Below are 11,292 nucleotides of genomic sequence, written 5' to 3'. Positions count from 1 at the left end.
ACTACTTTCTACGGTGCCGGATCACCCAATCTGCTGACGCGAGGTAGGGCCATCGGATGTATCGTGCCGGGATGAGCATCGAGGCTCGATTGCACATCAAAGCGAGCATTTGGGGGGAAACGGACAATCGGATCGCGGTCCTGCTCGCCGAGGGGGAAACCAGCAGGTCAACCGATGGCCAGGGCCTGCTGACCAGTGCCGCGCTGGCCGCCGGCCTGCGCACGGTCACCGACCTGAACCGCCTGTTCTTACCCACTCCGGCCGGCTGGCGGGTCCACCTGGATCGCGCCGATCTGCTGACGGTGGTGTGGCCTGCGAAGCGCAGTCTGGTGGCCGCGGCGCCCATTGTTCTGCCAGGTCCGTGGCGCTGGGCGGCGAACCGCACCGGCCGGGTGGTGCTGTTGATTGGCACTGGATTGCGTTTGGCCCGAACGGCCGAATCCAGGGAAACGGACATCACCGTCGATCTTGCCCGGATCGCCGAAAAGGGAAATCTGGTCGGCGGCGCCGTGCGTTTCGCCGAGGTCGCTTCTCCGTAGTGGTTCGACCGGTGACCGGAAACGGTCGCGGCCCGGCGATCGCGCTCGACTGTCCACAATGGACCACCTGCCGAACAGGGCCTTTTCCGGACGAGCCACCGGTTTCCCGGTGCAACCGGACTAGCGCGGACGGGCGATGGCGAAACCCGATCCCGGCCATACCGTTGTCCGGCAAGGAAGTAGGCCGAGCAGCGAGAGCGAGGTCCGGATGTCCGTCGCGCTGTCCCCGCCAACGCGGCCCTACCGAGCGATCATGGTGGCCGGTGCGGCGACCACCATCATCTGCTCGATCGTCGGGTTCTTCCGCGCGTTCCTGATGGACACCACCGGCATGCCCATGCCCGGCATGGCCGCACCCGGCGACAGCATCCTGCACGGCATGCCACTGGCCGAGATGCCGGAGATGTTCCTGGCAGGCGCCGGAATCCTGGCCACCCTGGCCGCCGCGGTGTGGCAGGGCACGGCGCGCGCACCCGCCCGCGCCGCCACCGGAACCCGCGGCCGCCCGCTGGTCGCGCTGGTGGCCACCGCCGCACTGGCCATCGACATCAGCAAGACCTCCACCCTGGGCTTCGTCATCCCCGGCATGCGCCTGGAGTACGGCATCAGCCCGCAAACGGCCTCCCTGCTCGCGGTCGGCGGCCTGGCAGGCACCGCCACCGGCGCCCTGCTGTTCACCCGCCTGGCCGAACGGATCGGCCGCCGAAACTCCTACCTCATCGCCGTGCTCGCCTTCACCGCGACCAGCATGTGCGGCTGCATGCCCACCTTCGCCGGCAATGTGGTGATGTGCTTCCTGATGGGCACCGCCGTCGGCGGCCTGGCCCCGCTGCTGATCACCATGCTCGCCGACCTGTTCCCCGGCGGCGCCCGCGGCCCGGTGGTGGCCGGTTTGTCCATGGTGGCCACCGCGATCGGCTACCTCATCGCCTCCGGTTCCGCCCTCTGGCTGGAACCCACCTACGGCTGGCGGGTGCTGTGGCTCATCGGCGCCCCCACCGGCCTGCTCCTGGTCCTGGCCACCTTCCTGGTGCCCGACCGCGCCCACACCCAGCCCACCCCGGAAGCCCAGCCCCAACCCCACGCCCGCAACGCCTTCGGCGCCCGCCTGCAATGGCTCTACGCCGCCACCGTCGGCCTGCTCACCTTCGGCCTCACCACCTGGGTGCCCTCCCTGGCCAGGGCCAGCGGCCTCACCCTCACCACCGCCAACGCCCTGCTCACCGCGGTCGCGGTCGTGATGGTCCCGTGCGCGGTGCTGCTCGCCCTGATCTACCGCCGCACCGGCCCCATCCCCCTGGCCGTCCGCCTGGCCCTGTGCACCGCCGCCCTCCTGCTCGCCCTCACCACCTCCGGCCTCACCGCCGCCGTCTCCTGGCTCTCCGCCGCGGTCCTGGCCGCCGCCCTGTTCGCGGTCAACACCATGGCCGCGGTCTTCCTGCCCATCGCCGCCGACCTGGCCGACCCGCGACGCCGCGGCCGCGCCACCGGCACGGTGTCCTTCTTCAACCGCCTCGGCGGCCTGACCGGCCCGGTGGTCCTAGCCCTGATCGTGTCCTCGGTGACCGATGTGCTGCTGGCGGTGGCGGGGCTGGCGCTGCTGTGCGGCGCGATCGCCTGGTACACCGGGCGCCGACATCGTGCGGCCGCCGTGCTGGAACCGGAGTCCGCACGCCCGTCACCCTGACGGCTCAACCGGGAACAGGATCGGGCTGAGCAAATACCGCGCGCGGTCCGCCGCCGGTTGGTTGGTCAGCCGGGGCACCAGCACCCGGCGCAACTCCCCGATCAGCTCCTCCAGTTCCTCCCGGCTGAGCCACACCGCGTGTTGCCGGTAGCCGACCAGGTCCGCTGCCGGGTCGCTGCTCTCCCGGTCGAGATAGGCGTTGAACTCGGCGACCAGGACGGCCATCGCGGTGGCGAAGACCCGGCGGTGGTCATCGGGAGTGGCCGCGGCCACGGCTTCGGCGTCGACGGCCGCGCGGTCGTGGCGGAGGCGGTAGCGGCGTTCCACCGCGCCGCGGACCCGGCGTTCCTCGGCCACCGCCAGGATTCCCGCGGTGGCCAGGAGGTCCACGTGGCGGTAGACCATGGCTTTCGAGGTGTCGGGCAGGCGGGCGCACAGCTGGGCGGTGGTGAGTTCCCGGCCACCGCTCATGGCGTGCACGATCCGCAGGCGTACCGGGTGGGCCAGCAGTTCCAGGGTGTCCACCCCGGAACGATCTCATGTCATGCTACCGTTCGCAAAAGATGAGAACGGTTGGTGAGGGGATGACTGTGGGCGCGGATCCGGTGGTGCTGGCGACGGCGGTGGTGGCGATGGCGCGGGAGGGGCGGTTCGCGGAGGTCGAGGAGTTGTTCTCACCGGGATTGCGGGCGGCCGCGCCCACACCGGCGTTGCGGGTGGGGTGGGAGGGGCAGCTCGCCAGGCTTGGGGCGATCGTCTCGGTCGGGGATCCGGTGTGCGCGCCTGCCGGGGCCGGGCTGGTGCGGGCGAGTGTGCCCGTGACCTATGAGCGCGGTGGGCTCACGGTGGAGCTGTCGGTGGACGACCACGGCAGCTTGCACGATCTGGTGCTCCGGCCACCGGCCGCGGCGTGGACGCCGCCGCGCTATGCCGCGCCGCCGAAGTTCACCGAGCAGGAGATCACGGTCGGGTCCGGGCCGCTGGCGGTGCCCGGCACGCTGACCCTGCCGCGCGGGTCCAGGCCGCATCCGGCGGTGGTACTGCTCACCGCGGGGCCGTTCGACCGGGACCTGACCACCGGGCCGAACAAGCCGTTCAAGGACCTGGCCTGGGGGCTGGCCAGCCGGGGTGTCGCGGTGCTGCGCTTCGACAAGGTCAACCACGTGCACCCGCGGGTCGCGGCGGAGCCGGGGTTCACCATGGTCGAGGAGTACGTGCCGCACGCGGTGGCCGCGGTGCAGCTGCTCCAGCGGCAGGCGGGGGTGGATCCGGCACGGGTGTTCGTGCTGGGGCACAGCGGGGGTGGCAAGGCCGCGCCCCGGGTCGCGGCGGCTGAGGCGTCGGTGGCTGGGCTGGTCATCCTCGCCGGGGACACCTTGCCGTTGCCGCGGGCCATCATCAGGGTCGCCGGTTACCTGGCCGAGCTGGATCCGGGCCCCGCGACGGCGGGTGTGGTGGAGTCCTTCACCCGGCAGGCCGCGCTGGTCGAGGATCCCGGGCTGGCGGCGGACACCCCGGGTGCGGAGCTGCTCTTCGGGTGGCCGGGTTCGTACTGGCTGGACCTGCGCGACTACGACCCGGTCGGCACCGCGGCCGCCCTGGACAAGCCGATGCTCATCCTGCAGGGCGGCCGCGACTACCAGGTCACCGTGGCCGAGGATCTGGTCAGCTGGCGGGCGGGACTGGCGCACCGGGCGGACGTGGTCATCCGGGTGCACGAGGCCGACGACCACCTGTTCTTCGCCGGATCCGGGCCGTCTGCCCCGGCGGACTACGAGTCACCCCAGCACGTTGATCCGGCTGTGGTCGCCGATATCGCCGACTGGCTGCTCCCTCGCCGGGGGTGGATCGCCCGGCTCCTCGCCCGCTGAGGGCGCACCGGCTCACAACGCGGCCAGCACCCCCGCCAGTGTCACCGCCGTGGCCGGGTGACGGCTGATCAACTCCGCGCCCGCCGGGGCTGAACCCGTTGCCGCCCAAGGGTCGGTGCAGCCCAGCAGGCTCGCCACCGCGTCGCAGGCAGCGGGATGTGCCGCCAGCAACGTGCTGCCCTGACCGCTCGCCGACCGGCGTACCGGGACCGGTTCCGGCTGGACCTGCCAGGGCGGCACCCACTCGTCCAGCGCGGTCAGCCTGCCGGGGAAGATCCGGCCCGCTTCCCGGATCAGCATCGGCACCTGCTCGCTGCCGCGGGCGCGCAGGGTGGTGATCAGGGTGGGCAGCCAGGGCAGCAGCAGCGGGTCGGGCAGGCGGGCGAAGGCGTTGGAGATGGCCTCCACCACGAAGTCGGCCAGGCCGGGAGCCGGTTCCAGGGCGTGCACGAAGCCGCTGAGGTAGCGGGGATAGGCGGGCAGCACCAAGGGGTTGGCCAGCAGGTCGTCGCAGCGGCTGCGCAGTTCGGTGCGGGACAGGGTGCCGAGCTGGACCTGGGCGGCCCACAGCAGGGCGACCTTGGCCGGGTCCTGTGGATGCGATTGGGCGATGGCGAGTTCGAGCTGGGTGCGATCGCAGCCCAGGGACAGGGCCAGGGTTTCCATGCTGAACAGGAAGCCGAGCATGGCGGCGACCTGGTCCACGCCCGCGTCCTCGTCGGTGAAGGCGGTCGGCAGCAGGGTGCAGTAGTGGGCGTAGCCGGTCTTGACGAAGGACTCGATCCAGGACGGCAGGGCGGGTTGGCTGGTGCGGTAGTAGGACAGCAGGCGGCGGACCCGGCGCAGCACGTCCGGGGCGCCGTCGACGCTGCGTTCGGTGGCCAGGACCTCCAGGGCGCGGGTGCCGAGTTCGCCCGCCAGCCGGTGGCCGCGCAGGTACAGCGTCGCGTCCTCGACGGCTTCGAGGACCTTGGCGGCGGTGGCCTGGGGGTCGTGGGCGTTGCGGCGCAGGCGTTGTTCCAGGACCTGTTCCAGGCTGACGCCCTCGTAGCCGAGTTCGATCAGCGCCCGCTGGTGGGTGCCCAGGGCCAGGTCCCAGGACTCCTGGATCGGATCTTCGCCCAGACTGCGCTGGCCCATGATCGGGCGGGCGGTGCCGTGCGGCATCAGGTACCGCAGCATCCACAGCACGTCCGAGCAGCGCGCCAGCTCCGGCTGACTGGCGATGTCGAGCAGCGCTCGTTGCACGCCACGCTGGTGCAGCTTGAGGTTGAGCGGGGCGAGGCGGTCGTGCACGTCGCGGGCCAGTGGCGGCAGCGCGTCGTAGCCGACCTGGCCGATCCGGTCGCCGCCCATCATGATCTCCACGATGCGGCGCACATCGCGCCTGCCCGGCACCACGTCCTTCTCGATACAGGTGACCGCCGCGTCCTGGAAGTCATACGGCGTCGGCTTGGCCCGATCTCGCATACCGGCCAGCAGGATCGAGGTCTCGTACACCGAGATCGCGTCGGCGGTGGAGGCCAGGTAACCGTTGCGGCGGGCCGCGCGGACGATCTCCACCGACCAGCCCAGCAGCTCGGCCTGGTCCACCTCGTCGAGCACCGCGGGGCGGCGCAGGAAACCGGAGAGCTGGTCCGCGGTGGCGATGGCGGGCACCGGACTGGGCAGGGCGGCGGGCTTTTTCCGTTTGCCGCCACCGGCTTGGCCGTCGAGCTGGAACGGGGGCACCCGGGTGCGCTTGACGTTTTTGGCCCATTCGGTGGCCGCGATCGACACCGAACCCGCGGCCAGGCCGAACTGGGCTTCGATCGCGGCGTGGCTGGACGGGATCAGGCCGTACTGCCAGCTACTCGCACTTGGCGGGCTGATCACGAACCCGTCCGTGCCCTCGACGCCGAACTCCGCGACCCGGCTGGCCGCGTGGAAGGCGCCGCAGAGGTAGAGGCAGTCCGCGGGATCCGTGCCGGTGGCGGCCAGGTGCGCGCGCATCCGGGTCCACATGTACCGCTCGCGGTCCTCATCCACCCGCACCCGGTGCGGATCCCCTGGCGCGAGCCGCCGGAACAGGCTGCCGATCAACAACATCACCTGGCGGTAGGTGTCGTGATCGCTGTCGCCCAGCGGCAGTTCCACGTACTGGTGCCACCACTCCGACCAGTGCCGCACCCGCCCGTGCCGCAGCAGGTGCTCCTCCAGTTCGGCGAAGCGCGGCCGCAGGTCGCCGATCTCCACGCCGATCGCGTCGCCGTGCAGTGCGGCTTCTTCCTCAGCCGGTGGCGCGTCCGGGTCGGGGGCAGGGTTTTCCCTTTCCTCCCATTGGAAAACGTGGTCGGCGGAGCGGTCGACCAGGACCAGTTCCACGCCAGGGGTGTCCAGGGCGTAAGCGATGGCCTGGTACTCCGCGGACGCCTCGGTGATCGGCGCGACCACCGACAGCGGCGCCCACTCGGCCGGGAAGCCCTCGACCTCGGTGGCGAAGGCCTGCACCGCCACCGGCAGGCGGCAGTTGCGCAACTCGGTCAGCAGTGGGGCCAGGTCCTCGCACAGCTCCAGGTAGACCACCTTGGGCTGCTTCTCCCGCAGCCGCCTGGCCATCGCCACGGCCGAGGCCGGGGAGTGGTGGCAGACCGGGAAGATCTCCAGTGGCTCGCGCACCGCGCGGTCCACATCGTCCACGATGCCGAGCAGGATCCCTTCCAGCGCACCGGGTCCGTCCGCGAACTCGGCCGCGGCACCGCTGAGCTGGCCGCGCAGCGCGGCGAAGGCGCCGCCCTCCACCGCGCTCACGCGAGGCTGGCGATCGCGTCCCGACCGCCCTCCAGGAACTCCGGCCAGTCCCCGCCCTCGTCCTTGCTGCGCGGTTCGACCACGCCGTGCAGGTACTTGTTGAGAATGGCCAGATCCTCCGGCTCCCGCCGGGCCAGCGAGCCGACCAGCGAGGAGGCCAGGGTGCGGGCGGTCAGCGCGCGCTGACCGAAGAAGTTGCTGTGCAGGATGGCGTCCTCCAGCACGCCGATCTGCTCGGCGGTGGACAGCGCGGATTCCAGCTTCTCCTCATCGCTGCCCGCCGCGGCCGCCGAGGCCCGCAGGTCGGCGAAGCTGCGCAGCAGCACGTCCAGCAGGGTGGGCGGCACGTCCAGCTCGATCTGGTGCCGCCGCAACAGTTCCTCGGTGCGGAAGCGGACGATCTGTGTTTCGCTCTTCTTGTTGGTCACCACCGGGATGCGCACGAAGTTGAACCGGCGCTTGAGCGCGGAGGACAGGTCGTTGACGCCGCGGTCCCGGCTGTTGGCGGTGGCGATGATGGAGAAACCGGGCTTGGCGAAGACAATGCCGTCGCTGTCCAGCTCGGGCACGGAGATGTATTTCTCGGACAGGATGGAGATCAGCGCGTCCTGCACATCGCTGGTGGAGCGGGTCAGCTCCTCGAACCGGCCCAGCTGACCGGTCTCCATCGCGGTCATGATCGGCGAGGGGATCATCGAGGCCCTGGACTGGCCCTTGGCGATGACCATGGAGACGTTCCAGGAGTACTTGATGTGGTCCTCGGTGGTCCCTGCGGTGCCCTGCACGACCAGGGTGGAGTTGCGGGAGATCGCCGCGGCGAGCAGTTCGGCCAGCCAGCTCTTGCCGGTGCCGGGGTCGCCGATGAGCAGCAGACCACGGTCGGAGGCCAGGGTGACGATGGCCCGCTCGACGATGCCGCGGTCGCCGAACCACTTCTGCGCCACCGGGCGGTCCAGGCCGTCGGCGCGTTCGGCGCCCAGCACGAACAAGCGCACCATCTTCGGGGACAGCCGCCAGGAGAACGGCTTGGGGCTGTCGTCGACGGACTCCAGCCAGTCCAGCTCCTCCGCGTACTTGAGTTCGGCCGGTGCGCGCAACAGGTCGGACATCGTGGTGCCTTTCAGGAAGTCAGGAAGGTCTTGAGTTCGTGCACGAGCTTGTTGATGTGGCCGGAGATCACCGGGGTGCCCAGGTCCTTGAACCGCTCCCGGAACCACGGGTTCACGCTGCCGCGGCCGGAGCTGGTCACCGAGCCGACCGGGATGAATTTGGCCCCGGAGCGGTGGATGGCGGCCATGCTCTCGAACAGCTGCTCGCCGTGCCACTCGTAGAAGTCGGAGATCCACACCACCACCGTGTTCCGCGGTTCGGCGATCTTGGGCTGGGCCAGGGTCATCGCCACCGTGCCGTCGGTGCCGCCGCCGAGATTGGTGCGCAGCAACGTCTCGAACGGATCGGCCACCCACGGGGTGAGGTCAAGGGCCTGGGTGTCGTAGGCGATCAGGTGCACGTCCACCCTGGGCAGTCCGGCGAAGATCGAGGCCAGGATGGTGCAGTTGACCATCGAGTCGACCATGGAACCGGACTGGTCCACCACCGCGATCAGCCGCTGTGGCGTGGTTTTGCGCGCGGTGTGCCGGTAGTAGAGGCGGTCGACGTAGAGCCGTTCCTCCTCTGGACTCCAGTTGGTCAGGTTCTTCCAGATGGTGCGGTCCAGGTCGAGGTTGCGGAAGACTCGCTTGGGCGGCACCGAGCGATCCAGCGCGCCAACGGTGGCCTTCCGCACCTGGGTGCGCAGCACCTCGGCCACCTCGTCGACGAACCGGCGGATCAGCGCCTTGGCGTTGGCCAGCGCCACTCCAGAGAGATTGTCCTTGTCCCGCAACAACTGTTCGATCAGCGACATGCTCGGGGTGAGCCGCGCGGCCAGCACCGGGTCGGCCAGCACCTCCCGCAGGTGCATGCGCTTGACCAGATCGCCTTCCAGCGCGCCGAGTTCCGGCCCGATCTCCGGCAACAGCGTGCTGAGGTCGGGGGCGGGTGCGCCGCCGGTGCCGGTCGGGCTGACCCCGCGGCCCCCGGAACGGTTGCCGCGCAACTCCCCCGGCTTGCAGCCCAGCGCCCGTTCCAGCCAGCCCGCGTCGGCCTGCCAGCGGGAGAGCTGTCCGGCGCTCACCGTGCCGGTGCCGGTGTTGAACACGTTGAGCAGCACCTTGGACACCAGCGCCGCCCGCCGCACCTCGGCCGCGCCATCGCGTTCGTCCTGGGCCGCGGGGAGCATCAGACCGTCGAACTCCGCGGCCAGCTCCGGGTGCCGCTGCACGATCGAGTCCACCGCCACCTGCGGGTCCAGCAGGGCCGGTGGCAGGCCGATGTCCTCGACCACGGCCAGGCCGGCCGATTCCAGACTGGCCTGCTCCTCTTGGTCGAACAGCCGGGCGAGCAGCCGCCAGTACAGCACCTGGCGGCGGTTCTCCTGCGTCTGGGTCATTTCCGCAACAGCCTTCCGGCTCGCTCCCGCAGCACCGCGGTGGCCTCGGTGGCGGCCTTCTCCGCCTTGGCGCCGACCTTGTCCGTGGTGCCCCCGGCCCACGCTCCGGCATGCAGGGCAACGGTTTTCTTGCGCGCGATGGTCTCCACGGCGAGCGGCTGGACGCTGAATTCCCCGGCGTCCCAGCGCAGCAGCCCGAGGCAGGCGGTGGAGGTCGCGACCGCCTCCGGGGTGAGCGGCCCAGCGGCCGGAATCCGTTCCGCGGCAACGCTCAGCTGCTCTCCGGCGACGGTGAAGGTCAGCGTGTCGCCGGTGCGTTCGACGGCGTAGCCCTCCAGGAACACCGGAACGGCCAGGCGGGCCGGATGCCGGTCCAGGGGCGCGGCGGGTGCGCTGATCGCGGTGGGCAGGGCCACCCGCGCGGTGACGAAGGCGTCGGCGGATTCGCCGGTGCGGGCGTGCTCGTCCCGCCAGATGAGGTCGCCCTCGGCGGTGATCGGCATGTCGGTGAGGTCCATGGAACGGCCCGCGCCGAGTGCGGCCAGCAAGGACAGGTGCGGCCGGAGCAGCTGCCAGATTCCGGCGCCGATCACGGTGTCCGGCTTGGGTGTGGACACGCTGGCCCGCACCAGCCGGGCCGGTCCGCCGTCGGCGGGTTCGAGGATCGCGTGCACCTGGGCCTGCGCCGCGGTGGCGTGCTCGTGCAGGTCCACCCCGAGCGGCAGCAGTCGGCCGGTGACGGCGCCGATTTCCGGCGTGCCAACGGAGAGCGTCAGCAGCATGGCCCGCGACCACAGGTCACCCCAGCGGCGGGCCGGGATCCGCTCCAGCGCCGAGCCGGGGCAGGACGCGCCGAGTTCGGCGGCGAATCCGTCCAGCAGCGCGGCCAGGCGGCGCAGGGCCGGGTCCGGCAGCAGGGCCGAGATGACCGGCGCGGCACCGGAAATCAGGTCCTGGTCGATCCCCCGCCACCCGGCTCGCGCCAGGTCGGACAGCCAGGATCTGGCCGCCAGCAGCACATTTGGCACTGAGTCCACAGTGGACTGTTGTTCGAACTCCGCATCGCGGGACCGTCCGGTGGCCTCGGCCACCCGGTCCAGCAACGCGTCGTGCACCGAACCGGCCACCGCGGTCCGCGCGGCGGCCAGAGCCAGGAAGTGCTCCTCCCCCGCCGCGCCTGCCAGGGCCTTCTCCGCCGCCTCGGCAACTCGTCCCGCCAACGGCGATCCCGCCACCGCGTCGGCGAGTTCGGCCAGGTCAGCGGCCTGCGGTCGCAGCAACCCGGTGACCAGCGCGCGGTCCGCCGCGTCGAGGGCGGCCAGTGCCTCGGCCAGCCCGGCGACCGGCTCCACCAGCAGATCGGCCCGCATCACGGCACCGCCCGACTCGCCGGGAACCACTGCATCTCCGGCAACGGCGCGGTGGTCGGGGCCAGCTCCAGATAGGCCAGATGGCGCAGGAACCGGCTGAACACCTGGGCCGCCGCGGCACTGTCCGCCTGCACGGGGTGGGTGCCGCTCATGCACGAGGACATGGCCTGGGCGTCGAGTTCCTCGCCAGCGACCTCCACCCGCAGATACCGCGCCACCCGCGCCGCGCCGTACTGCAGCACCGACTCGGTGATCAGCGCCAGGATGTGGTTGCAGAACAGCCCGCGGGCCCCACCACACGGCCGATTGTTGTTGGTGCTACAGGAAAACGCGTACGTCCCCACCGCCACCGAGGACACGTAGACCCGGCCGATGTCCGACCCACTGGACACCACCCCCTGCAACCGCCCGTCGGCCAGCTCGACGAACGGCACCTTGGCGAGCTTGCGCGGCCGCGCGGGCGGTAACACCCGCGCGCTGCTCGCCCTCTCCCAGTCTGACAACGCACCATCTCCCTGCGAGGACCCGTCCGCACACCACTGTG

At 71.1% G+C, this 11,292-nt stretch carries 9 protein-coding genes; 3 read left to right on the top strand and 6 right to left on the bottom strand.

The window, feature by feature from the left end; translation table 11 throughout:
• Positions 1-71: 71 nt before the first annotated feature.
• Together ACTOWY_RS21365 and ACTOWY_RS21360 are read left to right on the top strand one after the other, a co-directional pair.
• Positions 72-539 carry a hypothetical protein gene (locus ACTOWY_RS21365; protein WP_441311422.1) on the top strand — a complete coding sequence of 156 codons (468 nt, stop codon included), beginning with the start codon at positions 72-74 and terminating at the stop codon, positions 537-539.
• Between the two features lie 208 nt (positions 540-747).
• Positions 748-2,226, top strand: a complete 1,479-nt coding sequence (locus tag ACTOWY_RS21360) for an MFS transporter (RefSeq protein WP_441311421.1) — start codon at positions 748-750, stop codon at positions 2,224-2,226.
• On the opposite strand, the gene ACTOWY_RS21355 is transcribed toward ACTOWY_RS21360, so the two are convergent.
• Positions 2,218-2,751: a helix-turn-helix domain-containing protein gene (locus ACTOWY_RS21355; RefSeq protein ID WP_441311420.1), complete on the bottom strand. Its 534-nt coding sequence runs from the start codon at positions 2,749-2,751 to the stop codon at positions 2,218-2,220. The two genes, ACTOWY_RS21360 and ACTOWY_RS21355, sit on opposite strands and share 9 nt — an antisense overlap.
• Before the next feature lie 59 nt (positions 2,752-2,810).
• On the opposite strand from ACTOWY_RS21355, the gene ACTOWY_RS21350 reads away from it, so the two are divergent.
• Positions 2,811-4,097, top strand: a complete 1,287-nt coding sequence (locus ACTOWY_RS21350) for a hypothetical protein (protein ID WP_441311419.1) — start codon at positions 2,811-2,813, stop codon at positions 4,095-4,097.
• 12 nt (positions 4,098-4,109) lie between these two features.
• On the opposite strand, the gene ACTOWY_RS21345 is transcribed toward ACTOWY_RS21350, so the two are convergent.
• Genes ACTOWY_RS21345 through ACTOWY_RS21325 form a run of 5 tightly spaced genes read right to left on the bottom strand, consistent with a single transcriptional unit; the run spans position 4,110 to position 11,251 of the window.
• Positions 4,110-6,887 (bottom strand): hypothetical protein, encoded by a 2,778-nt coding sequence (locus tag ACTOWY_RS21345; protein WP_441311418.1) that lies wholly within the window; start codon positions 6,885-6,887, stop codon positions 4,110-4,112.
• Positions 6,884-7,996, bottom strand: a complete 1,113-nt coding sequence (locus tag ACTOWY_RS21340; protein ID WP_441311417.1) for an ATP-binding protein — start codon at positions 7,994-7,996, stop codon at positions 6,884-6,886. Before ACTOWY_RS21340 ends, ACTOWY_RS21345 begins: the two co-directional genes overlap by 4 nt.
• A gap of 11 nt (positions 7,997-8,007) precedes the next feature.
• On the bottom strand, positions 8,008-9,378 hold the full coding sequence (locus ACTOWY_RS21335) for a VWA domain-containing protein (RefSeq protein WP_441311416.1): 1,371 nt from the start codon (positions 9,376-9,378) through the stop codon (positions 8,008-8,010).
• On the bottom strand, positions 9,375-10,748 hold the full coding sequence (locus ACTOWY_RS21330) for a hypothetical protein (protein WP_441311415.1): 1,374 nt from the start codon (positions 10,746-10,748) through the stop codon (positions 9,375-9,377). The genes ACTOWY_RS21335 and ACTOWY_RS21330 overlap by 4 nt, the downstream gene beginning before the upstream one ends.
• Complete coding sequence (locus tag ACTOWY_RS21325; protein ID WP_441311414.1) at positions 10,748-11,251, bottom strand: hypothetical protein; 504 nt, start codon at positions 11,249-11,251, stop codon at positions 10,748-10,750. The genes ACTOWY_RS21330 and ACTOWY_RS21325 overlap by 1 nt, the downstream gene beginning before the upstream one ends.
• Positions 11,252-11,292 lie beyond the last annotated feature (41 nt).

This window comes from Crossiella sp. CA198, from assembly GCF_052078295.1.
In the GTDB taxonomy this organism is placed as follows: Bacteria; Actinomycetota; Actinomycetes; order Mycobacteriales; family Pseudonocardiaceae; genus Crossiella.
This window is presented reverse-complemented; position numbering and strand designations above follow the sequence as displayed.

Bases quoted from the DNA above. Each gene is read 5' to 3' on its own strand.
- ACTOWY_RS21365 (WP_441311422.1), top strand. From the start codon at position 72: ATGAGCATCGAGGCTCGATTGCACATCAAAGCGAGCATTTGGGGGGAA.
- ACTOWY_RS21360 (WP_441311421.1), top strand. From the start codon at position 748: ATGTCCGTCGCGCTGTCCCCGCCAACGCGGCCCTACCGAGCGATCATG.
- ACTOWY_RS21350 (WP_441311419.1), top strand. From the start codon at position 2,811: ATGACTGTGGGCGCGGATCCGGTGGTGCTGGCGACGGCGGTGGTGGCG.
- ACTOWY_RS21340 (WP_441311417.1), bottom strand. From the start codon at position 7,996: ATGTCCGACCTGTTGCGCGCACCGGCCGAACTCAAGTACGCGGAGGAG.
- ACTOWY_RS21335 (WP_441311416.1), bottom strand. From the start codon at position 9,378: ATGACCCAGACGCAGGAGAACCGCCGCCAGGTGCTGTACTGGCGGCTG.
- ACTOWY_RS21330 (WP_441311415.1), bottom strand. From the start codon at position 10,748: ATGCGGGCCGATCTGCTGGTGGAGCCGGTCGCCGGGCTGGCCGAGGCA.